Annotated in this window: 23 protein-coding genes; 10 read left to right on the top strand and 13 right to left on the bottom strand. The window is 61.4% G+C overall.

The genetic code is table 11. The features are described from left to right. Positions 1-89 precede the first annotated feature (89 nt). Positions 90-533 (bottom strand): hypothetical protein, encoded by a 444-nt coding sequence (locus CAF77_RS14850; protein WP_064383666.1) that lies wholly within the window; start codon positions 531-533, stop codon positions 90-92. 222 nt (positions 534-755) lie between these two features. Between CAF77_RS14850 and CAF77_RS14845 the strand changes: the two genes are divergently transcribed. Both CAF77_RS14845 and CAF77_RS14840 read left to right on the top strand, forming a co-directional pair. After that, positions 756-1,778, top strand: a complete 1,023-nt coding sequence (locus CAF77_RS14845; protein WP_064383669.1) for a transporter — start codon at positions 756-758, stop codon at positions 1,776-1,778. Positions 1,779-2,041: 263 nt separating this feature from the next. Then, complete coding sequence (locus CAF77_RS14840) at positions 2,042-3,655, top strand: inorganic phosphate transporter (RefSeq protein ID WP_064383671.1); 1,614 nt, start codon at positions 2,042-2,044, stop codon at positions 3,653-3,655. A 53-nt stretch (positions 3,656-3,708) separates the two neighbouring features. Here CAF77_RS14840 and CAF77_RS14835 read toward each other — a convergent pair whose 3' ends face one another. Continuing rightward, the gene (locus tag CAF77_RS14835) at positions 3,709-4,605 is read right to left on the bottom strand and encodes a LysR family transcriptional regulator (protein ID WP_064383674.1); all 897 of its coding nucleotides are present in this window, start codon (positions 4,603-4,605) and stop codon (positions 3,709-3,711) included. Positions 4,606-4,725: 120 nt separating this feature from the next. Between CAF77_RS14835 and CAF77_RS14830 the strand changes: the two genes are divergently transcribed. Beyond that, the gene (locus CAF77_RS14830) at positions 4,726-5,481 is read left to right on the top strand and encodes an SDR family NAD(P)-dependent oxidoreductase (RefSeq protein WP_064383676.1); all 756 of its coding nucleotides are present in this window, start codon (positions 4,726-4,728) and stop codon (positions 5,479-5,481) included. Positions 5,482-5,541: 60 nt separating this feature from the next. On the opposite strand, the gene CAF77_RS14825 is transcribed toward CAF77_RS14830, so the two are convergent. Further along, on the bottom strand, positions 5,542-5,979 hold the full coding sequence (locus CAF77_RS14825; protein ID WP_064383679.1) for a multidrug/biocide efflux PACE transporter: 438 nt from the start codon (positions 5,977-5,979) through the stop codon (positions 5,542-5,544). Positions 5,980-6,067: 88 nt separating this feature from the next. Here CAF77_RS14825 and CAF77_RS14820 point away from each other — a divergent pair, with 88 nt between their 5' ends. Continuing rightward, positions 6,068-6,922 carry a LysR family transcriptional regulator gene (locus tag CAF77_RS14820; RefSeq protein ID WP_064383681.1) on the top strand — a complete coding sequence of 285 codons (855 nt, stop codon included), beginning with the start codon at positions 6,068-6,070 and terminating at the stop codon, positions 6,920-6,922. 1 nt (position 6,923) lies between these two features. On the opposite strand, the gene CAF77_RS14815 is transcribed toward CAF77_RS14820, so the two are convergent. Next, positions 6,924-7,760, bottom strand: a complete 837-nt coding sequence (locus CAF77_RS14815) for a LysR family transcriptional regulator (RefSeq protein ID WP_085654857.1) — start codon at positions 7,758-7,760, stop codon at positions 6,924-6,926. Positions 7,761-7,871: 111 nt separating this feature from the next. Between CAF77_RS14815 and CAF77_RS14810 the strand changes: the two genes are divergently transcribed. Then, positions 7,872-8,597, top strand: coding sequence for an SDR family oxidoreductase (locus CAF77_RS14810; protein WP_085654855.1), 726 nt, complete (start codon positions 7,872-7,874; stop codon positions 8,595-8,597). A 111-nt stretch (positions 8,598-8,708) separates the two neighbouring features. On the opposite strand, the gene CAF77_RS14805 is transcribed toward CAF77_RS14810, so the two are convergent. Genes CAF77_RS14805 through CAF77_RS14795 form a run of 3 tightly spaced genes read right to left on the bottom strand, consistent with a single transcriptional unit; the run spans position 8,709 to position 10,741 of the window. Then, positions 8,709-9,938 carry an RNA polymerase sigma factor gene (locus CAF77_RS14805; protein ID WP_085654853.1) on the bottom strand — a complete coding sequence of 410 codons (1,230 nt, stop codon included), beginning with the start codon at positions 9,936-9,938 and terminating at the stop codon, positions 8,709-8,711. Beyond that, positions 9,931-10,275 (bottom strand): YciI family protein, encoded by a 345-nt coding sequence (locus CAF77_RS14800; protein WP_007951101.1) that lies wholly within the window; start codon positions 10,273-10,275, stop codon positions 9,931-9,933. Before CAF77_RS14800 ends, CAF77_RS14805 begins: the two co-directional genes overlap by 8 nt. Before the next feature lie 40 nt (positions 10,276-10,315). Beyond that, positions 10,316-10,741, bottom strand: coding sequence for a nuclear transport factor 2 family protein (locus tag CAF77_RS14795; protein WP_085654851.1), 426 nt, complete (start codon positions 10,739-10,741; stop codon positions 10,316-10,318). A 141-nt stretch (positions 10,742-10,882) separates the two neighbouring features. On the opposite strand from CAF77_RS14795, the gene CAF77_RS14790 reads away from it, so the two are divergent. Next, positions 10,883-11,368: an N-acetyltransferase gene (locus tag CAF77_RS14790; protein ID WP_064383689.1), complete on the top strand. Its 486-nt coding sequence runs from the start codon at positions 10,883-10,885 to the stop codon at positions 11,366-11,368. 17 nt (positions 11,369-11,385) lie between these two features. Further along, positions 11,386-11,991, top strand: coding sequence for a pyridoxamine 5'-phosphate oxidase family protein (locus tag CAF77_RS14785; protein WP_085654849.1), 606 nt, complete (start codon positions 11,386-11,388; stop codon positions 11,989-11,991). A 178-nt stretch (positions 11,992-12,169) separates the two neighbouring features. Here CAF77_RS14785 and CAF77_RS14780 read toward each other — a convergent pair whose 3' ends face one another. From CAF77_RS14780 to CAF77_RS14770, 3 genes are all read right to left on the bottom strand, one after another. Further along, on the bottom strand, positions 12,170-12,658 hold the full coding sequence (locus CAF77_RS14780; protein WP_064383694.1) for a GNAT family N-acetyltransferase: 489 nt from the start codon (positions 12,656-12,658) through the stop codon (positions 12,170-12,172). Between the two features lie 317 nt (positions 12,659-12,975). After that, positions 12,976-13,470 carry a GyrI-like domain-containing protein gene (locus tag CAF77_RS14775; RefSeq protein ID WP_085654847.1) on the bottom strand — a complete coding sequence of 165 codons (495 nt, stop codon included), beginning with the start codon at positions 13,468-13,470 and terminating at the stop codon, positions 12,976-12,978. A 68-nt stretch (positions 13,471-13,538) separates the two neighbouring features. Further along, complete coding sequence (locus tag CAF77_RS14770; protein ID WP_039766147.1) at positions 13,539-14,201, bottom strand: LysE family translocator; 663 nt, start codon at positions 14,199-14,201, stop codon at positions 13,539-13,541. A gap of 139 nt (positions 14,202-14,340) precedes the next feature. On the opposite strand from CAF77_RS14770, the gene alaC reads away from it, so the two are divergent. Further along, on the top strand, positions 14,341-15,549 hold the full coding sequence (alaC, locus tag CAF77_RS14765; RefSeq protein ID WP_064383696.1) for an alanine transaminase: 1,209 nt from the start codon (positions 14,341-14,343) through the stop codon (positions 15,547-15,549). Between the two features lie 180 nt (positions 15,550-15,729). On the opposite strand, the gene CAF77_RS14760 is transcribed toward alaC, so the two are convergent. Beyond that, entirely contained in the window at positions 15,730-17,082 is a 1,353-nt protein-coding gene (locus CAF77_RS14760) for a GntP family permease (protein WP_011335581.1), read from the bottom strand. An 83-nt stretch (positions 17,083-17,165) separates the two neighbouring features. Beyond that, positions 17,166-17,699, bottom strand: coding sequence for a gluconokinase (locus CAF77_RS14755; protein WP_011335582.1), 534 nt, complete (start codon positions 17,697-17,699; stop codon positions 17,166-17,168). A 216-nt stretch (positions 17,700-17,915) separates the two neighbouring features. Between CAF77_RS14755 and CAF77_RS14750 the strand changes: the two genes are divergently transcribed. After that, positions 17,916-18,947 carry a LacI family DNA-binding transcriptional regulator gene (locus CAF77_RS14750; protein WP_039766142.1) on the top strand — a complete coding sequence of 344 codons (1,032 nt, stop codon included), beginning with the start codon at positions 17,916-17,918 and terminating at the stop codon, positions 18,945-18,947. A gap of 122 nt (positions 18,948-19,069) precedes the next feature. Here CAF77_RS14750 and CAF77_RS14745 read toward each other — a convergent pair whose 3' ends face one another. Then, positions 19,070-19,957, bottom strand: coding sequence for a LysR family transcriptional regulator (locus tag CAF77_RS14745; RefSeq protein ID WP_085654845.1), 888 nt, complete (start codon positions 19,955-19,957; stop codon positions 19,070-19,072). Between the two features lie 120 nt (positions 19,958-20,077). Here CAF77_RS14745 and CAF77_RS14740 point away from each other — a divergent pair, with 120 nt between their 5' ends. Beyond that, positions 20,078-20,518 carry a PACE efflux transporter gene (locus CAF77_RS14740; RefSeq protein WP_011335585.1) on the top strand — a complete coding sequence of 147 codons (441 nt, stop codon included), beginning with the start codon at positions 20,078-20,080 and terminating at the stop codon, positions 20,516-20,518. Positions 20,519-20,524: the final 6 nt, after the last annotated feature.

Here is a 20,524-nt window from a genome sequence, read left to right as displayed (position 1 = left end):
CTCGCGATAGCGCTGGATCAGTCAATATTGAATTGGCTGACCGGACGCCATCGCGAGCAGGCTCGCTCCCACATTGTTTTGTGGTGACCTTAAGCTGAGGTGCTGACCAGCGAACCGGAAGTACCGCTGTCCGAATCCTGCAAAGCCGCCAACAACGCCGCCGTCGCCGTCTGTAACGAAGCCGACGTCGTCGCGATCTGCGACTGCGCAGCCGCAACATCCGCCGCCTTGGCATCCTGACTTTCCTGCTTGGCCTGAGCCGCCTGCAGCGCCTGCTGCTGTTCCTGCAATTGCTTTTGCAACTCGGCAATCTGCTTGCGCAGTGCTTTCACGGTATCCGATTCATCGCTGCTGGAACTGCTGTCCCCCGCCGGCGCCGCACCGCCGCCCACCGCGACTTTGCTGGTATCGGCCTTCACACCGGTGCTGGCCGCCGCGGTGGTCGAGGTGTCGTCGGCCGTATCGGCAATCGAGGTTTTGCTGGTGGGCGTGGTAACGGTCTGATTGATCGAAACAGACGTGATGCTGACCATGGGAAATCTCCAATGCCGGTTATGGATAACCGGGCATCGGCGTCGGTCTGTACGAATTGAGATCGACTGTGTACCGACTCGGTATCCGAACCGGTACACAGTCACTGGCCACTCGGATTTAACGTCACCCTGCCGTCACACAAGCGTCATGTGACATTGCGATGATGCGGCTCAGGTGAATCTGCAAATCCCGCGACAGACGCCTTCTCGCAGCGAGCCTTCATGAACCACAGCCTCGATATCAGCCATCGTGATCCTGACCTGTTCGGCCTGCTTTACGGCTTTCGCTTTCGCCCCGGCGAACGCGGGCGCGAGGTGGATTCGGCGACCGCCCTGCGCTGCCTGCAAGACGACAGCGAGGGCGATGAGTTTCTCTGGTTGCACCTGAACCTGGCTCATGCCGCGTGCGAGCGCTGGATGAAAAGCCATCTGCAATTGCCCGAAGAGTTTTTCGAAGCGCTGCACGAAGGTTCGCGCTCGACCCGCATCGAGCATGTCGATTCGGCGTTGCTGGCGGTGGTCAACGACGTGGTGTTTAACCTCGCCAGCATGGTGTCGTCGGACGTGTCGACGCTGTGGGTTTGCGTACGCAGCAAACTGATCGTCAGTGCGCGTCTGCAACCGCTGCATTCGGTGGACAAGCTGCGTTCTTCGGTGAAGGCCGGTGAGTGCTTTCGCTCGCCGTCGGAACTGCTGGTGCACCTGCTGCGCGATCAGGGCGAAGTGCTGACGCAGATCGTGCGCAAGACCAGCATGAGCGTCGATCAGGTCGAGGACGAGTTGCTGTCTTCACGACTGTCGACCAACCGCGCCGAACTCGGCGCCAACCGGCGGGTGCTGGTGCGCCTGCAACGGCTGCTGGCGCTGGAACCGGGTTCGCTGTTGCGCCTGCTCAACCGGCCGCCACCGTGGTTGCAGAAGGAGGATGTGAAGGAGTTGCGCAAGTCCACCGAGGAGTTCGCGCTGATCATCAACGACCTGACCGCCCTCGGCGAGCGGATCAAGCTGTTGCAGGAAGAGATCGCCGCCAACCTCAACGAACAGAGCAACCGCACGCTGTTCACCCTGACCGTGGTCACGGTGCTGGCGCTGCCGATCAACATCATTGCCGGTTTCTTCGGCATGAACGTCGGCGGTGTGCCGCTGGCCACCGATCCGGAGGGGTTCTGGATTCTGGTAGCGCTGGTGGCGACGTTCACCGTGATCGCCGGGCGCTGGGCGTTTCGCAAGCGCGGGGATTACTGAGCGCTGCCGAGCGCCGACACGCTCGTTCCCACGCTCCGCGTGGGAATGCATCAGGTGACGCTCTGCGTCACAGGGACGCGGAGCGTCCCGGGCGGCGTTCCCACGCAGAGCGTGGGAACGATCATCCGTAAGTGTGAGAGCGATCACCGCCTTCAGATCAGCGGTGAAGCTAAAAACCCAAACACTGATCTGCCGCAGCCTCTCTGTAATATTTAGCAACGATCATGGGCGACACTCCTTCCCCCGTTCAGGATTGTCCGCCCATGGCTACTCCCTCCCTGACCGCCAGCCTGGCCCCCACTGCCAGTGGCAGGCCGGCGCTTGACAAAAAAACCGGCCCCTTTACTTACGTGGTGTTCTTCGCCGTGCTGGCGATGGGGATGCTGTTCACCGCCTACAGTCTGATGCATGACATGCACGAACTCGGCACGGTGGTCACCACCTGGACCCCGTTCCTGCTGCTCGGCGTAGCGCTGTTGATTGCGCTGGGCTTCGAGTTCGTCAACGGCTTCCACGACACCGCCAACGCCGTGGCCACGGTGATCTACACCCACTCGCTACCACCGAATGTGGCCGTGGTGTGGTCGGGATTCTTCAACTTCCTCGGAGTGCTGCTTTCGAGCGGTGCGGTAGCGTTCGGCATTATCGCCCTGCTGCCGGTGGAACTGATTCTGCAAGTGGGTTCGTCCGCCGGTTTCGCGATGATCTTCGCCCTGCTGATCGCGGCGATCCTGTGGAACCTCGGCACCTGGTGGCTGGGCCTGCCGGCCTCGTCGTCGCACACCCTGATCGGTTCGATCATCGGCGTCGGCGTGGCCAACGCGTTGATGCATGGTCGCGACGGCACCAGCGGTGTGGACTGGGCCCAGGCGACCAAGATCGGTTATGCACTGCTGCTGTCGCCGCTGGTGGGTTTCGGTTGTGCAGCGCTGTTGCTGCTGGCGTTGCGCGCGTTCGTGAAGAACCGTTCGCTGTACAAAGCACCGGAAGGCAACACCCCGCCGCCGTGGTGGATTCGTGGTCTGCTGATCCTGACCTGCACCGGCGTGTCGTTCGCTCACGGTTCCAACGACGGCCAGAAAGGCATGGGCCTGATCATGCTGATTCTGGTCGGCACCCTGCCGATGGCTTATGCGCTGAATCGCACCATGCCGGAAGAACAGTCGCTGCAATTCGCCGCCGTCGCCCAAGTGACCCAGCAAGCACTGGTGAAAAGTGCGCCACTGCCGACACCGGCCGATCCACGCGCCGTGCTCTCGGATTACATGCGCAGCAAGGAAGCCACGCCGCAACTGATCCCCGCCCTCGCCTCGCTGACCGGACACATCGGTGAAGAAGTCAAAGGCTACGGCTCGCTGGCGAAAGTCCCGGCCGAGGCCATGGGTAACGTGCGTAACGACATGTACCTGGCCAGCGAAACCATTCGCCTGATGGACAAGAACAAGGTCGGCAGCTTCGACGCCGACACCAGCGGCAAGCTGCAACTGTTCAAACAGCAGATCGACAACGCCACGCGGTTCATTCCGTTGTGGGTGAAGATCGCCGTGGCGATTGCCTTGGGTCTGGGCACCATGGTCGGCTGGAAGCGGATCGTGGTCACGGTCGGCGAGAAGATCGGCAAGACCCACCTGACCTACGCCCAGGGTGCGTCGGCGGAAACCGTGGCGATGCTGACCATCGGCGCCGCCGACATGTTCGGCCTGCCGGTGTCGACCACCCATGTGTTGTCCTCGGGCGTGGCCGGGACCATGGTCGCCAACGGCGGCGGCTTGCAGATGAAGACCATCCGCAATCTGCTGATGGCGTGGGTGCTGACGTTGCCGGCGGCGATTGTGCTGTCGGGCAGCCTGTATTGGCTGTTTACCCAGATCTTCTGATCCATCCCAATCCCTGTGAGAGCCGTTGCTCCCACAGGGATTTGCCGCAGGAATCAGAGCGTCGAACGAATCAACTCCCCCAGCCAGTCCATGAACACCCGCACCCGCAAAGGCAAATGCCGTTGCCGGGCGTACAGCAGTGAAATGCCCATCGCCGGCGCGGTGTACTGCGGCAGCACGGTGACGATCTCGCCGCTGTCCAGATAGGTGTTCATGCCGGTACGCGGCACCTGAATCAGACCAAACCCGCCAAGGCACGCCGACTCGTAGGCATCGGTGCTGTTGACCGTCACACTGCCGGGCATCGGCACCCGGTGGATCTGTCCGTCCTGCTCGTAAACAAACCCTTCCGAACGCGAACCCAGCACACCGACGTAGTGCACCAGTCGATGCTGCGCCAGATCTTCAATGGTCTGCGGCACGCCGTAGCGCTCCAGGTACGCGGGGCTGGCGCAGTTGATCATGCTGAAGTCCCCCAGGTGCCGCGCCACCACCGATTGATCGGGCTGCGCGCCGATGCGCACCACGCAATCGAAACCTTCGGCGAGCAGGTCGACCCGGCGATCGGTGCTGCTGATTTCCAGTTCCAGGTTCGGATGGCGCGCCATGAATTCCGGCAGCTTGGGCATGATCAGCCGCCGCGCCAGAATGTTCGGCATGTCGACCCGGATCCGCCCGGTCAGCGACGCTTCGTCCTGACGAAACAGATTCTCGATTTCGTCCATGTGCGACAGCAGATCCTTGCTGCGCTCATACAGCGCGAGGCCGTCCTGAGTCGCCTGAACCTTGCGCGTGGTGCGTTGCAGCAGGCGCGTGCCGAGCAGGGTTTCCAGCGCCTGCACCTGTTCGGACACCGTCGAGCGCGGCAGCCCCAGACTCTCCCCCGCCATCGTAAAACTCGACAATTCGCTGACCCGGACGAAGGTGCGCAGCAGTTCCAGTTTGTTCATGGGCCACCCATTGATTGTTCGGACAATCCGACCAGTGATTCCGGTTTCAGTCTGTTTATCACCTCATGCCGGATAAATAAACTTTGCCCCATCAACCGTCACCGCCATCGAGGAAGACCCATGAACCGCAAAATCGCATTGATCACCGGTGCCAGCCGTGGCCTCGGCAAGAACGCCGCCCTGCACCTCGCCGCGCAAGGCGTGGACATCATCGGCACCTACAACAGCCGCGCCGATGAAGCCCAGGCGCTGGTGCAGGAACTGGAAGCACTCGGCGCCAACGCCGTGATGCTGCAACTGGATGTCGGGCGCAGCGAAGGTTTTGCCGAGTTCGCCGTGCGGGTCGAGCAGGCGCTGCAACAACTTGATCGTCCGCGCTTCGATTTCCTGATCAACAACGCCGGGATTGGCGTGCATGCCTCCTTCGCCGACACCACGCCGGAACAGTTCGACCTGCTGATGAACGTACAGCTGAAAGGGCCGTTCTTCCTGACTCAGCAACTGCTGCCGCTGATCAACGATGGCGGGCGGATCATCAACATCTCCAGCGGTCTGGCCCGTTTCACCCTGCCGGGTTATGTCGCTTACGCTGCGATGAAAGGCGCGATGGAAGTGCTGACCCGTTATCAGGCCAAGGAGCTGGGCGCGCGGCAGATCGCCGTGAATATCCTGGCACCGGGGGCCATCGAAACCGACTTCGGCGGCGGCGCGGTGCGCGACAATTCGGCACTGAACGCCATGGTCGCCAGCAACACCGCCCTGGGCCGTGCCGGGCAGCCGGATGACATTGGTGGCGCACTGGCGCTGCTGCTGTCGCCGGGGGCGCAGTGGATCAACGGTCAGCGGATTGAAGCGTCGGGCGGGATGTTTCTCTAAACCCGGCAAAAATCCCGGACAAAAAAAATCGCAGCCCTCACAGGCGGCGATTTTTTGTTTTCAGCTCTGGCAGACGCTGCGCATCACCAGTCGCTCGCGCACCACGTCATAACCCCAGTGGTAGACGTAGGTGTACGGCAGGAAGAACAGCAGCACGCCGATGTCGAGCAGGAACGCCTGCCACAGGCTGACCGACAGCCACCAGGCAATCAGCGGCACGCCCATCACGATCAACCCGCCCTCGAACAGCACCGCGTGCGCCACTCGCACCCAGGCATTGTGGGCGATGTTCCAGCGCTTGAGCATGCGGTCGAAGAAGCCGTTGAACACCACGTTCCAGCCCAGGGCCAGCATCGCGATGGCGATTGTGACGGCGCCCATTTCGACCAGCGGTTTGCCCATGATCCACGCCAGCAGCGGGGTACAGATCAGGATCGCCAGCAGTTCGAAACCGATGGCCTGGAAGATACGTTCAGTGATGGATTTGTTGGCAGTCATGGCCGAAGTCCTCTGTGAAGATGGTTGCCATGATCCAGCACCACACCGATACTTCATAACCAATAACCATCGATCAAGGCGATAGTTCATGGCTTCTCAGGAAGTGTTGCTGGCGTTTGTTCAGGCCGCCACTCAAGGCTCGTTTTCAGCGGCGGCGCGCAAACTCGGGCGCAGTCAGTCGACGGTGAGTGCGGCGGTGGCCAGTCTTGAGATTGATCTGGACCTGGTGCTGTTCGACCGTAGCAGCCGCAAGCCGACGCTGACCCCGGCCGGGCACGTGATGCTGCAACGGGCCGAGGCGATTCTGGCGGCCACCAGCCGCCTGGAAATGACCGCCCGGCAATTGGCCCAGGGCGTCGAGCCGAAACTCACGGTGGCGATTTCCGACACTTATCAGTCCGACCGTTTCGAAGCGGCGCTGGTGGGTTTCGAGCAGCGTTACCCGGATCTGGAGCTGGAATGCCTGATCGCCGAATGCGATGACCTGGTCGAACTGGTGCAGCGCGGTCGGGCGCATCTCGCGTTCGCCGAGATGCAGGAAAACTACCCACCGGATCTGGCGAGCGCGACCGTCGCCGAGCGTACGGAAATCGCCTTGTTCGTGGGGCGTGGCCATCCGTTGGCGACACAGGAATCCATCGATCAAACGATCCTTGAACAGCATCGCGAGCTGCGCCTGGCCACCATCGTCAATCCCTATGACAGTCGCGGCAAAGGCCGGGTGTGGTCGGCGCCGAGTTATCTGATGCTGCTGGAAATGGCCGAAAAAGGTTTCGGCTGGGCGCCGCTGCCGCGCTGGCTAGTGGAGCGTTTCGGCAATGACTTGCTGGTGGAACTGAAGGTGCGCGGCTGGCCGAAACCGGTGTTCGTCGATGCCCTGTGGTCGCGGCTCTACCCGCCGGGGCCGGCGGGGAGCTGGTTGCTGAGCAAGATGCTGGAATAGCTCAGGCCGCCTCGATGGCTGCCGGGCGATTGACCTGAAAATACTCGTGCAACCCGCGCATCGTCGGCAACTCCAGCGCTTGCGCCGCGTAACACAATCCCACCCGCCGGGTCGGCGCCGGCAGGTGCAGCGCCCGCACGACGATGCGCTCATGCCCGCTGACCAGCGACTGCGGCAACATCGCCACACCGACACCTGCCGTCACCATGTGCAACGCCTGTTGCAGTGAACCGGCATGCCCCGCCACCGCTTCCGGCGAACGCCCGTACAGCGCCATCAACCGCTGATGGGACGGATGCTGCGGGCAGGTGATCCAGTCCTCGATCGGCGCCCAGCCGGCCTGCGCGTTGGCCATCGGATGATCGAGGGGCAGCGCCATCACATAGGATTCTTCCCACAGCGGCAGGAACAGTTCGTCTTCGCAGCACATTTCCTCGACGGCCAATCGACCATCGCCATGGCAGCCCTCCTCCAGGGTCAGCAGCAGATTGGGCAACGCCTGATGGGCCATCCGGACGAAGGCTTCGATGTGGCTGGCGGCGATGTCGCCTTCGATGCCGAGAGTCAGCGGCGCACGGTTTTCGCGGCCGCGAAACATCCGGCTCAGTGCCTCGGATTCGGCCACCGTCCGCCGCGCCTGCGGGTAGAGAAGACGCGCTTCGTCGCTAACCTCCACACCACGGGGCTGACGTACGAACAGCGTCGCACCGAGTTCTTCTTCCAGCTGTTTGATGGTCACCGACAACGTGGGCTGGCTGATGAACAGCCGTTGCGCGGCGGCGGTGATGTTACGTTCCTCGAACACCGCGAGGAAGGCTTTGAGATGGCGGATATCCATAGGAGATTCCGATAGCAGACAGAGGAATAAGGCATTTTTCAGCCTCCAGCGGGCTAAATATACTGCGCGCCGAATCTGGTTATTTGTTTTTCTTATCTCAGGAGCTCAACCATGAGCAAGCCATTGATCATCATCACCGGCGCCAGCTCGGGCATCGGCGAAGCCACCGCCCGCCGCTTGAGCGCGGCCGGCCATCCGCTGCTTTTGCTGGCCCGGCGCATCAAACGCCTTGAAGCACTGGCACTGCCGAACACCCTCAGCCGCCGCGTCGACATCACCGACCGCGCCGCGTTGTTGGCCGCTGTGGCAGAGGCGGAAGTGCAGTTCGGCCCGGCCGATGCGCTGATCAACAACGCCGGGGTGATGCTGCTGGGCGAGATGAGCAAGCAGGATCCGGCACAGTGGGACCAGATGCTCGACGTCAACGTGAAGGGCCTGCTCAATGGCGTGCACGCGGTGGTCGCCGGGATGATCGAGCGCAAGCACGGCACGATCATCAACGTCAGCTCGGTGGCCGGTCGCAAGACCTTCCCGAACCATGTGGCGTATGTCGGCACCAAGTTTGCGGTGCATGGATTGTCGGAAAACCTGCGTGAAGAGTTGTCGCCGCATAACGTGCGGGTGACCACGATTGCGCCGGGTGCGGTCGAGACCGAGTTGCTGAGCCACACCACGGATGAGGCGATCAAGACCGGGTATCAGGCGTGGAAGCAGGACATGGGTGGCACGGTGCTGAGTGCCGAGGATGTGGCGACGGCGATTGCTTATGCGTATGGGCAGCCGCAGGGGGTTTGTATTCGGGAGATTGTGATGGCTGCCACTCGGCAGCAAGCCTGATCGATAGTCGCTAGCCTTACTGGCACCATCGCTGGCAAGCCAGCTCCCACATTTAATTGTGGGAGCGGGCTTGCCCGCGAAGAGGCCAATATTGCCAACGACCAGTTCGGGTCAGTCCAATGCTTTAAGCCGCCCCTCGATAAACCGTCGCTCCGGCTCTTGCCGCGTCAACTCCAGCGCCCGCAAATAAGCCGCCCTAGCCTCCTCAACCCGTCCCAACTGCCGGCAAAACTCCGCCCGCGCCGAATGCGCCAGGTGGTAATCCTGCAATTCTCCACGGTCCAGAATCCCTTCAACCAGGGTCAACCCCGCCAGCGCCCCGTCACGCTTGGCCACCGCCACCGCCCGGTTCAACTCGATCACCGGCGACGGCACCGCCCGCAGCAACACGTCATACAGCCCGACGATCTGCGCCCAGTCCGTCTCGCCCGCCGTCGGCGCTTCGGCATGCACCGCTGCAATCGCCGCTTGCAGGCAGTAAGGCCCGAAACGTCCCGTGGTCAGCGCTTTTTCCACCAGTTCGCAGCCTTCGGCAATCAGCTCGGCATTCCACAATCCGCGATCCTGATCATCCAGCAGAATCAATTCCCCATCCGGCGAAGAGCGCGCCGAGCGCCGCGATTCATGCAGCAGCATCAACGCCAGCAACCCCATGACCTCTGGATCCGGCAACAACTCCAGCAACAACCGCCCGAGACGAATCGCCTCACGAGTCAAATCCTCGCGGGTCACCTGAGCGCCGCCGGATGCCGAGTAGCCTTCGTTGAACACCAGATAAATCACCCGCAACACGCTGTCGAGGCGCTCGGGCAATTCGCTGAGGGCTGGAACTTGATAAGGGATTTTCGCATCGCGAATCTTGGCCTTGGCGCGCACGATGCGCTGGGCAATCGCCGCCGGGGCCGAGAGGAATGCCCGGGCGATTTCCTCGGTGGTGAGGTCGCAGACTTCACGCAGGGTCAGCGGCACTTGCGCATCCGCCGCCAGCGCCGGGTGGCAGCAGGTGAAGATCAGGCGCAGGCGATCGTCTTCCACGTCTTCGGCGTCCCATTCGGACTGTTCCAGTTCTTCCAGTTGCGCCAGCAACAACGGCTGCGAGGCCTTGAACCGTGCGCGACGGCGCAACACGTCGATCGCCTTGAAGCGCCCGGTGGACACCAGCCAGGTCCGCGGATTGTCCGGCACGCCATCGCGCTGCCAGCGCTCGACCGCGACGAAGAACGCCTCGTGCAAGGCTTCTTCGGCGAGGTCGAAATCGCCGAGCAGGCGGATCAGGGTCGCGAGGATCCGCCGCGAGTCTTCGCGATAGACCTGCTCGACCCGCGCCCTGACCTCAGACATTCAACTGGCGCACGGGACGCACTTCGACGCTGCCGACCCGGGCCGCCGGAATGTTGCCGGCGACCTGAATCGCTTCGTTGAGATCCCGCGCGTCGATCAGGTAGAAACCGGCCAACTGCTCCTTGGTCTCGGCGAACGGGCCGTCGGTGATCGACAGTTTGCCGTTGCGCATCCGTACCGTGGTGGCGGTCTGCACCGACTCCAGTGCTTCGGCGGCGACCATCCGGCCGCTGCCCTGGATCGATTCGGCGTAGGCCCAGCACTCGGCGTCTTCCGGGCTGTCGGGCGACGAATGCAGCAGGCGCTCATCGCTGTAGACCAAACATAAATACTTCATGGCGTTCTCCTGAATCGGACGGATCAACTATGGCTGAAGATCAGGGTTTCACATCGAACAGGGTCGCGCCGATCATCGGGTCGAACGGTGCCGACCAGTGTTCGTGGGCGATCTTCCACGCTCCGCCGACCTGCCGGTAGCAGGCGGTGACGCGCATCCAGCAACTCTGGGTTTCACCCTTTTCATTGGTCCCGCCGCAGTTGGCGACCCAGTGGGCGAAGGCGATGTTGTCGGCGGTCTCGATGGCGATTTCGTGGAACTCGAAAATGTGCGGGCCGGGGCACATTTCCATGCAATCCACCCAGTGCGCGCGGTAGGCCGGTTTGCCCTTGAATTGCAGGGCCTTGATCGCATCGAACGAGAGGATGTCGTCGGCGTACAGCGCCATGACTTTCTCGACGTCCTTGGTCATGACGGCTTCGCGGTAGGTGTTGATCAGGCTCTGGATATCGCTTTGTGCGCTCATGGTGTTCTCCGTAGTTTTTGTTGTGAAGACACTCTTAGTCGTTCGGCGATTTGCCGGATCGACAGTTGAAACAAAAAAATTCCGGAGAAGACAAAATCGCTAGAATCCGAGGCTCATCTTTGTAGGAAAAAGGAAATTCCCGTGTCAGCCAAACTCGTACCGTACGAGAGCCTTAACGCCTTGCAGCGTCAGCAAGTCGAAGCGATTGAAATCCACGCCGAGCAGATCAAGTTCTCCGGCGATATCCACGGCGCCTTGCATACGCTGCTGTCGAAACCCGGCCCCGGCGTGAAAGGTTTTGCGCTGCTGGCCGAAGACATGCCGGTGGCCTTTCTGCTGCTCAAGCGCCCGCCGGTGTTGCCGGAATGGGCCGATGAACACAGCGCCACCCTGCATGCATTGCAGGTCGATCACCGCGCACAAGGCAAGGGCTATGGCAAGGCCTGCCTGCTGGCGTTACCGGAAGTTGCGCGCCAGGCCTGGCCTGAAATCAAAGGACTGGAACTGTCGGTGGACGCCGACAACGACGCCGCGATTGCGCTGTACGCCAAGTACGGCTTCGTCGACAGCGGCGAAGCGTACAAGGGCCGTATCGGTTACGAGCGGCGGATGGGGCTGTTCTTCTAATTGTCGGGGGAGCAACGATGATCGATTCAATCGAAGCGCTGGAAGCCATCTACGGCTTGCCCCACGAACGGGCGGTGCGCAAACAGATCGGTTTTCTCAACGAGGACTATCAGGCGATGGTCCAGGTCTCGCCGCTGGTGATTGTCAGCTCGGTGGGTGCCGACGGCATCGACGGTTCTCCGCGCGGCGATGCGCCAGGGTTTGTGCGGATCATTGACGAGCGCACGCTTGCCCTGCCGGATCGTCCGGGCAACAACCGCATCGATACTTTGCGCAACGTGTTGCACGATCCGCGGGTATCGCTGCTGTTCATCATTCCGGGGATTGGCGAGACGTTGCGGGTCAACGGCACGGCAACCATCAGCGCTGATCCGCAATTGCTGGAAAGCTTCGCGGTGAACGGCAAACCGGCGCGCACGGTGTTGCTGGTGGCGGTGGAGGCGGCGTTCTTTCATTGCTCCAAGGCATTCGTGCGTTCGGATGCGTGGAATCCGCAAACTCATCTGCCGCGCTCGGCGCTGCCGACCGCAGGAGCTTTTCACAAGCGGCTGAATGATGGGCAGTTTGATGCCGAGGCCTATGATCGCGAGGCCCCGGCCAGAGTACGTGACACCCTCTACTGACCCCGTCCACCGATCGTTCCCACGTCGAGGCGTCGAACCGTCTGCGTGGGAATGCAGACTTTGACGCTCTGCGTCATGACGGTGCCAGGCGTTGCATCAGTGGTGCGGCAGGAACGCGGAGCGTCCCGGGCTGCATTCCCACGCAGAGCGTGGGAACGATCAGGTCAGGGATTCTTCTTCAGAGGGTCAGGATCATCTCGTGCCACGCCATCCCGCCGTGGTCGGACTCGGACGGTTTGATGTAGGCAAAACCGAATCCGGCGTACAGCGGGATGTGCCGCTCCTTGCACATCAGGTGAATCGTCGCCTTGCCCTGCTCGCGCATGCGTTCGATAAATTCGCCCAGCAGACGCTTGGCCAGGCCCAGCCCCTGATAATCCGGGTGCACCACCACCGACATGATCACCACGTTCGGCCCCGCCGGGTCGTGGCCGATCAGTTCCTTGAACGCTTCATCGGACATCTGCACGTCAAACGCTGCGCCGGAGTTGATGAAGCCGGCCACCTGCCCGTCCACCTCGGCGACGATGAAACCGTCCGGCCAAGTGGCGATGCGCGTGGCGATCTTCTCGCGGGTCGCGGCTTCGTCGCCCTCATAGGCGAGGGTTTCGATGGCGTAGCAGCGGTCCAGGTCGGCGGCGGTGACGTGGCGGATGAGGGTGTTCATGGCGGCTCGAAATCAGAGGAAACAAGGCCGCCAAGGATAAAGGAATAAGGTGTTCATATCGATCCGCACGGGGGGCGTAAAGCCTGCGTATAAGCGCTTTTCTTCGGATTCGGGACGGTCTATTTCTGAGACCTGACTCTTATTTCCCGAGGAGGGAACCGTTTATGAGCAGCGTGGAAATCGGTTTGTTGATGGTGTTGGGCATCAGCTTCTTCGGCTTCATTACCCTGGGCATCGACCTGTTGCGGGCACGACGGATCAAGGGCAAATAAAGCCTGATCGGCAGCGCGAAGCGGGTTCGCGCTGCCGGTCAGCAATCAGGTTTTCTTTTCCACCGGGACGCAGATTTCCAGCTTGCCGGTATTGGTTTTTGGATTGAAATCGGCGCTGTAGCGTTCCAGCTCCGGGGCGTTGAGCCCTTTGTATTCGGAATTCGGCAGCCAGGTGTTGTAGATGTAGTCAATGGTCTGCGGCAGTTGATCCAGCGAACCCTTGTGTTCGAACACCGCGTACTGGCGTGGCAGGATTTCGATCCAAGGATACTTTTCCTGTGGAAACTCATCGAGCTTGCTGATCTCGACCCCGGCCATGTAGTCAAAACCGCCGTTACCGTCGAAATTGCTGCAGACACCGTAAGTCACTTCACTCTTCTGCCCCGGAATATGCCCGATGTGCGGGATGAGTTTTTCCCACAGTGCAGAGATGTCCTGAACGGTCTCTTTGGTGAAGCGATCGCGAAATCCTGCAATCAGCAGGAAGTGTCCATGTTCGAAGCGAGGTTCAGCCACTTCGACGCGTTTTTGCTCATCCATGACTCGACTCCTTGAACGAAAAAAGTGGGTTCGGCTGGGAGTATAGAAGCCAAACCCGATTCGCACATTTACAGCGTATGCAGGGCCTCGGCGGCGCCCGAGCCGACGAACTCGTTATAACCGGATACGATCACGTAGACCGCGAAATAGCAGAAGATCGCTGCCGATGCCATGTAGGAATAGCGCAGCAGTTTGTCGCCCAGCAACTTGCCGCCATGGCTCGCGGCGAAGCACAAGCCTGCCGACCACAACAGCCCGGCGCACAGGAAACCGCCGAGAAACAGCGCCGAACTCAAAGGACCGCCGCCACCGGAGCGGGCGATCAACGTGCCGCCCACGGCCGCGAACCAGAGGATGGCGCTCGGCGACGACATGGCCAGAAAAATCCCACGAAAGAATTCCTTGCGATGGGAGTTCTGGCCCACTTCGGCGGTCGCCGCCAATTGCGCTTCGTGGTGGATCGCCGAATAGATCATCTTCGCCGCGAAGTAGATCAACAGCGCCGAACCGCCGATCCACAGCACCCAGCGCACGGTTTCGTATTGCAGCAGAACGGTCATTCCGGCCAGCGCCAGCACCGCGTAGATCAGGTCGCCGACGCAGGTGCCGAGCCCCAGTGCGAAGCCCTGAAAATAGCCGCGCTGCATCGCCAGGGTGATCATCGCGATGTTGGCCACGCCGATGTCCAGGCACAGCGAAAGGCTCAGCAAGAAGCCGCTGGTGAATTCCATTAACCGATTTCCTTGGGAAAAATTTGTTTACAAAGGCGCTGGACAGTCTGCCATCGCTGCCCTTATCGTCCGCCACAGGTCACCGCAGTGACCAGCGTCGCTCGGACGGTTCCGGGCGCTTACGTTATCCGAGGCAACAATGGCTGAACAAGGTTCGCCGCGCCGCTTTGCGCGCATTGATCGACTCCCCCCTTACGTTTTCAACATCACCGCCGAGCTGAAGATGGCCGCCCGACGTCGCGGCGAAGACATCATCGACTTGAGCATGGGCAACCCCGACGGCGCCACGCCGCCGCACATCGTTGAAAAACTGGTGCAGGTTGCACAGCGCGAAGACACCCACGGTTACTCCACGTCCAAGGGCATTCCGCGCCTGCGCCGGGCGATTTCCAACTGGTACAAGGAACGCTACGAGGTCGAGATCGACCCGGAAAGCGAAGCCATCGTCACCATCGGTTCCAAGGAAGGCCTGGCGCACCTGATGCTGGCGACCCTGGATCAGGGCGACACCGTGCTGGTGCCGAACCCGAGCTACCCGATTCACATCTACGGTGCCGTGATTGCCGGCGCCCAGGTGCGGTCGGTGCCGCTGGTGCCGGGCGTGGACTTCTTCGCCGAGCTGGAACGGGCGATTCGCGGCTCGATCCCGAAACCGAAGATGATGATCCTCGGCTTCCCGTCGAACCCGACCGCGCAGTGCGTGGAGCTGGACTTCTTCGAACGGGTGATCGCCCTCGCCAAACAGTACGACGTGCTGGTGGTGCACGACCTGGCCTACGCCGACATCGTCTACGACGGCTGGAAAGCCCCATCGATCATGCAGGTGCCGGGCGCCAAGGACATCGCGGTGGAGTTTTTCACCCTGTCCAAGAGCTACAACATGGCGGGCTGGCGGATCGGTTTCATGGTCGGCAACCCGGAACTGGTCAGCGCCCTGGCGCGGATCAAGAGCTACCACGACTACGGCACCTTTACCCCGCTGCAGGTGGCCGCGATTGCTGCGCTGGAAGGCGATCAGCAGTGCGTGCGCGACATCGCCGAACAGTATTGCCAGCGCCGCAACGTGCTGGTCAAAGGCCTGCATGAACTGGGCTGGATGGTCGAGAACCCGAAAGCTTCGATGTACGTCTGGGCGAAGATTCCCGAAGCCTACGCGCACCTCGGTTCGCTGGAGTTCGCCAAGAAGCTGTTGGCCGAGGCCAAGGTCTGCGTCTCGCCAGGCGTCGGCTTTGGCGAGTACGGCGACGATCACGTGCGCTTCGCGCTGATCGAAAACCAGGACCGGATTCGTCAGGCCGTACGCGGGATTCGCGGGATGTTCCGGGCGGATGGCCTGGGCACTAAGTAACTGCCTCCTCCCCACCTGATCGTTCCCACGCTCCGCGTGGGAATGCAGCCCGGGACGCTCCGCGTCCCTGCCGAAAGCGGACGCAGAGCGTCCATTGAGGCATTCCCACGCGGAGCGTGGGAACGATCCAGGCACAAAAAAACCGCATCGCTGCGGTTTTTTTGTGCCTGCGATTTGCCCTTAGACGAACAGCGACAGCAACAGAATAAAGCCCAGACCCACCACCGACAGGATGGTTTCCATCGCCGTCCAGGTCTTGAAGGTCTCGGCCACGGTCATGTTGAAGTACTGCTTCACCAGCCAGAAACCGGCGTCGTTGACGTGGGACAGGATCAGCGAGCCGGCACCGGTGGCCAGCACCAGCAGCTCACGGTTCACGCCCGGAATCATCCCCACCACCGGCACCACGATGCCCGCGCCAGTGATGGTCGCCACAGTAGCCGAACCCGTCGCGATGCGGATCACCGCCGCCACCAGCCACGCCAGCAGGATCGGCGAGATCTGCGCGCTGACCGCCATGTGGCCGATCACGTCGCCCACGCCGCTGGTCACCAGCATCTGCTTGAAGCCACCGCCGGCACCGATGATCAGGATGATCGCGGCAGTCGGCGCCAGGCTCGCGTCCAGCCATTTGAGCATCTGCTGAGAACCGATGCCCTGCTTGTGACCGAAGGTGTACAGCGACAGCAGCAATGCCAGCAGCAGTGCCGAGATCGGGTGACCGATCATGTCCATCCAGGTGCGGAAGAAATGACCGTCCGGCAGGGCCACGTCAGCGAAGGTTTTCAGCAGCATCAGGAACACCGGCAGCAGCACGGTGACCAGGGTGATGCTGAAGCTCGGCAGGTTGGCCGAATCGTTTTCACGGGCCAGTTGATCGACCAGTTCCTGGTTCGGGGTACCTGGGATGTGCTTGGCGATGAACGTACCGAAGATCGGACCGGCGATGATGGCGGTCGGCAGCGCGACGATCAGACCGTAGAGAATGGTCTTGCCGATGTCGGCACCGAACACGCCGATGGCCAGCAGCGGACCCGGGTGCGGCGGCACCAGGCCGTGCACGGCGGACAGGCCGGCGAGCAGCGGGATACCGATCTTGATGATCGACACACCGGTGCGGCGAGCGACGATGAACACCAGCGGAATCAGCAGCACGAAGCCGATTTCGAAGAACAGCGGAATGCCCACCAGGAACGCGGCGAACATCATCGCCCACTGCACCTTGTCCTTGCCGAACGCGCGGATCAGGGTCTGGGCGATCTGATCGGCACCACCGGATTCGGCCATCATCTTGCCGAGCATCGTGCCCAGGGCGAGGATGATGCCGACAAAACCGAGCACGCCACCGAAGCCGTCCTGGAACGCCTTGATGATGGTGCCGATCGGCATGCCGGACGTCAGGCCGAGGAACGCGGCGGCGATGGTCAGGGCAATGAAGGGGTGAATCTTGAACTTGGTGATCAGGACGATGAGTCCGATCACCGTAACCACTGCATCGAGCAGCAGGTAGGCGTCATGGGACATGCCAAACATGAGGGGGTGTCTCCTGGTTTGTTGTTGTTATTAAAGCGGGTTAATCAGAAGTCGAAAGGACAGCGCTGTCTTCACAATCACACTCATACCGCCTGTTTCAGGCCATGGGCCTGCCACCAGACGTGGGCTTGCGCCGCCAGTTCTTCAACGCTGTGGATCGAAGCATTCAGGGCCAGGGTCAACGGCTCGCCCTTGGGCGACTCGAGAGTGGCGAACTGGCTTTCGATCAGGGTGGCCGGCATGAAGTGGCCCGGACGGTGGGACACACGTTCGGCGGCCACTTCAGGCGTCAATTCGAGGAACACGAAGCCCAGGCCCGGCAAGGCGCTGCGCAGCACTTCGCGATAACTGTGCTTGAGGGCCGAGCAAGTCAGCACCGGGCGCTCGCCCAGGGCATCGACGCGACGCAGTTCATCGCACAGGCTGTCGAGCCAGCCGGCACGGTCTTCGTCGTTCAGGGGGATCCCCGCGCTCATCTTTTCGATGTTCGCGGCCGGATGGAAAGTATCGCCTTCAATGGCAGTGGCGCCGCTCAATTGGCACAGGGCCTCGCTGACGCACGTCTTGCCGCAACCGGCAACGCCCATGATGACCAGGGCGGTGATGGGATGATTCATGTAACACCTCAGCGCGCAGACAGCGCTACCTTTGCTAGCTATGACTCTAGTGCACAGGCAGAAGTTGCCGACGCCTTCTTGTCGTTTTTTTGGGTTGCAGCAGGTTTTGTCCGTACGCCAAAAAGCGAGGATCAGGCAGGACCTCGCTTACGCATTTGCAGCTGCATAAGGACAGCGCTACCTTAGTGCCTTGATTTTTGTTTGGCAAGCCGCCCGATGACCACCCCTAAAAACGATAAAAACACCCGCACCACCGGCCGTCCCACCCTTAATGAAGTCGCCCGTCTGGCCGGCGTCAGCCCGATTACCGCCTCCCGCGCCCTGCGTGGGGTCAGCACGGTTGCCACCGAGCTTGTGGAAAAAGTGCAGAAAGCCGCGCTGGAACTCAACTATGTGGTCAACCCCGCCGCCCGCGCCCTGGCCTCGGCGCAGAGCCATTCGGTGGTGGTTCTGGTGCCTTCGCTGTCCAACCTTTTATTCATTGACACCCTGGAAGCCATTCATCGGGTATTGACGCCCAAAGGCTTCGAAGTGCTGATCGGCAACTTCCACTATTCGCGCGATGAAGAAGAAAATCTGCTGCGCAACTACATGGCCTATCAGCCACGCGGCTTGTTGCTGACCGGCTTCGACCGCACCGAAAGCTCGCGACGGATGATCGAGGCCAGCAATATTCCTTGCGTGTACATGATGGAACTGGACAGCGCCGCCGGGGTGAACTGCGTCGGTTTCTCCCAGCTCAGCGCCGGGGAAACGGCTGCCGAACATTTGCTGTCCCGTGGCCGCAAGCGTCTGGCTTACATTGGCGCACAGCTCGATCAGCGCACCCTGCTGCGCGGTGAAGGCTTTCGCAAGGCGTTGCAGAAGGCCGGCCGTTACGACCCGGATCTGGAGGTGCTGACCCCGCGCTCATCGTCCGTGGGCCTGGGTGGCGAGTTGTTCCTGCAATTGCTGGCGGCGCATCCGGATGTCGATGCGATCTTCTTCGGCAACGATGACCTGGCTCAGGGGGCCTTGCTCGAAGCGCTGCGCAACGGGATCAGGATCCCCGAGCAAGTGGCGATCCTCGGCTTCAACGACCTGCCGATGTCGGAGCACATGGTGCCGCGCCTGAGCAGCATCAATACGCCCCGTGAAGCGATCGGCAAGCGTGCGGCGGAGCAGATGCTGACACTGATGGCCGGCAACAGTGTGGCGCGGCCGGTCGAGGACATGGGCTTCGAATTGAAAATCCGCGAAAGTACATAATCCCGAAATCCCTGTGGGAGCTGGCTTGCCAGCGATGGCGTCAGGTCAGTCAATAAATTCTGGACTGGACCACCGCTATCGCTGGCAAGCCAGCTCCCACAAATTTTGTGGTACTCCCCTGTTCAAGGTTCGGCCTTTACCCCGCCGAGGAGTTCAACCAATGCCAGCGCGCCCTTCTGCAAAGGCTGGCTCTTGAGCCATACCGCGTGCACCGGCAGCACCAGGCCGTTTTCGATGTTGCGAAAATTCAGCCGTTTCAGCCGTCCGCTATCGAGCCACGGCTGCACCACCGACAGCGGAAAATTGCCCCAGCCCAACCCTGCCTCGACCATCTCCAGCGCCGTTTCCAGGTTGTCGGTGCGCCAGTGGGATTCGGCCACCAGCGGCCGGGTTTCGCTGATCGGCAAATCGCGACTGCCAACCACGATCTGCCGGACATGCACCAGATCCTCGAGAAACAGATCCTGCCCCTGCAACAACGGACTGTCCGCCGCCAGCGTGGCGATCATCCGTTCGCTGCCGACAAACTGAAAGCGCTCCAGCACGTTCACGCTCAACCCGGCGAACGCCAGACACACGCTGACCCGGCCGCTGTGAAGCATCGCCAGTACATCGTCCTGCGGCGCGGTCAGCACTTCGATGTCGAGCAGCGGATGGCGCTCACTGATGTCCTTGATCGCCACCAGCAACCGTCGCCGGTCGATATCCGCCGCCACGCCGATCGACAACTTGCTCTCCAGGCCCAGCGATAACTGCACTGCGTGCACCTGCAATTGCTTGAGCTGATCGGCGATCAGCCGCGCGTGTGGCACCAGCGACAGCGCCATCGCCGTGGGTTGCGGTTCGCGGTGGCTGCGGTCGAACAACGCATAACCGAGTTCGGCCTCAAGATTGCCGATCGCCATGCTCACCGCCGACGGGACTTTGCCCAACGCCCTGGCAGCGGCGGAAAACGAGCCGCGCTCGATCACGGCGAGAAACAGCTCGATGCTTTCGCTGTTGAAATTCACTTCATTTACCTATCAATAAAACTGAAAGCTTCTGACTTTTTCTGTCACCGCCATTGAAGCTATCTTTCGTCGCCTTCGCCAGCCCCGCTGGCCACAAGTCGCAAGAAAGAGGCAATTCCCATGCAAGGCGTCAAACGCAAACTGGTCTATGTGTCGCTCTACGAAGTGATCGGCATGACCTTCTCGGCCCTTGGCCTCGCCCTTTTGTCCGGCACCTCGCCCGGCAGCACCGGCCCGCTGGCGGTGATCATCACCACCATCGCCGTGACCTGGAACTTCATCTACACCTCGCTGTTCGAGCGTTGGGAAAGCCGCCAGGTGTCACGCACCCGTACGGTGAAACGGCGCATCGCCCACGCCGTCGGCTTTCAACTGACGCTGATCGTGTTCCTGATTCCGCTGATCGCCTGGTGGATGAACATCAGTCTGGTGCAGGCCTTTTTGCTGGATCTGGCACTGATTGTGTTCATCCCTTGCTACACCTTCGCGTTCAACTGGCTGTTCGACCGAGTATTCGGCTTGCCGGCGTCGGCGCTGCCCGATCCGACGCCTGCGACATAAATCGTT

The sequence above is a fragment of the Pseudomonas sp. R15(2017) genome (assembly GCF_002112685.1).
GTDB classification, from domain to species: domain Bacteria; phylum Pseudomonadota; class Gammaproteobacteria; order Pseudomonadales; family Pseudomonadaceae; genus Aquipseudomonas; species Aquipseudomonas glycinae.
The sequence above is the reverse complement of the archived record's forward strand: the minus strand, read 5'-3'. Positions and strand labels throughout refer to the sequence as shown.

Bases quoted from the DNA above. Each gene is read 5' to 3' on its own strand.
- CAF77_RS14810 (WP_085654855.1), top strand. From the start codon at position 7,872: ATGAGCAAGCCATTGATCATCATCACCGGCGCCAGCTCGGGCATCGGC.
- CAF77_RS14795 (WP_085654851.1), bottom strand. From the start codon at position 10,741: ATGAGCGCACAAAGCGATATCCAGAGCCTGATCAACACCTACCGCGAA.
- CAF77_RS14845 (WP_064383669.1), top strand. From the start codon at position 756: ATGAACCACAGCCTCGATATCAGCCATCGTGATCCTGACCTGTTCGGC.
- CAF77_RS14770 (WP_039766147.1), bottom strand. From the start codon at position 14,201: ATGGAATTCACCAGCGGCTTCTTGCTGAGCCTTTCGCTGTGCCTGGAC.
- CAF77_RS14750 (WP_039766142.1), top strand. From the start codon at position 17,916: ATGACCACCCCTAAAAACGATAAAAACACCCGCACCACCGGCCGTCCC.
- CAF77_RS14840 (WP_064383671.1), top strand. From the start codon at position 2,042: ATGGCTACTCCCTCCCTGACCGCCAGCCTGGCCCCCACTGCCAGTGGC.
- CAF77_RS14835 (WP_064383674.1), bottom strand. From the start codon at position 4,605: ATGAACAAACTGGAACTGCTGCGCACCTTCGTCCGGGTCAGCGAATTG.
- CAF77_RS14805 (WP_085654853.1), bottom strand. From the start codon at position 9,938: ATGTCTGAGGTCAGGGCGCGGGTCGAGCAGGTCTATCGCGAAGACTCG.
- CAF77_RS14775 (WP_085654847.1), bottom strand. From the start codon at position 13,470: ATGGATGAGCAAAAACGCGTCGAAGTGGCTGAACCTCGCTTCGAACAT.
- CAF77_RS14825 (WP_064383679.1), bottom strand. From the start codon at position 5,979: ATGACTGCCAACAAATCCATCACTGAACGTATCTTCCAGGCCATCGGT.
- CAF77_RS14780 (WP_064383694.1), bottom strand. From the start codon at position 12,658: ATGAACACCCTCATCCGCCACGTCACCGCCGCCGACCTGGACCGCTGC.
- CAF77_RS14740 (WP_011335585.1), top strand. From the start codon at position 20,078: ATGCAAGGCGTCAAACGCAAACTGGTCTATGTGTCGCTCTACGAAGTG.
- CAF77_RS14815 (WP_085654857.1), bottom strand. From the start codon at position 7,760: ATGGATATCCGCCATCTCAAAGCCTTCCTCGCGGTGTTCGAGGAACGT.
- CAF77_RS14785 (WP_085654849.1), top strand. From the start codon at position 11,386: ATGATCGATTCAATCGAAGCGCTGGAAGCCATCTACGGCTTGCCCCAC.
- CAF77_RS14760 (WP_011335581.1), bottom strand. From the start codon at position 17,082: ATGTTTGGCATGTCCCATGACGCCTACCTGCTGCTCGATGCAGTGGTT.
- CAF77_RS14830 (WP_064383676.1), top strand. From the start codon at position 4,726: ATGAACCGCAAAATCGCATTGATCACCGGTGCCAGCCGTGGCCTCGGC.
- CAF77_RS14820 (WP_064383681.1), top strand. From the start codon at position 6,068: ATGGCTTCTCAGGAAGTGTTGCTGGCGTTTGTTCAGGCCGCCACTCAA.
- alaC (WP_064383696.1), top strand. From the start codon at position 14,341: ATGGCTGAACAAGGTTCGCCGCGCCGCTTTGCGCGCATTGATCGACTC.
- CAF77_RS14850 (WP_064383666.1), bottom strand. From the start codon at position 533: ATGGTCAGCATCACGTCTGTTTCGATCAATCAGACCGTTACCACGCCC.
- CAF77_RS14800 (WP_007951101.1), bottom strand. From the start codon at position 10,275: ATGAAGTATTTATGTTTGGTCTACAGCGATGAGCGCCTGCTGCATTCG.
- CAF77_RS14755 (WP_011335582.1), bottom strand. From the start codon at position 17,699: ATGAATCATCCCATCACCGCCCTGGTCATCATGGGCGTTGCCGGTTGC.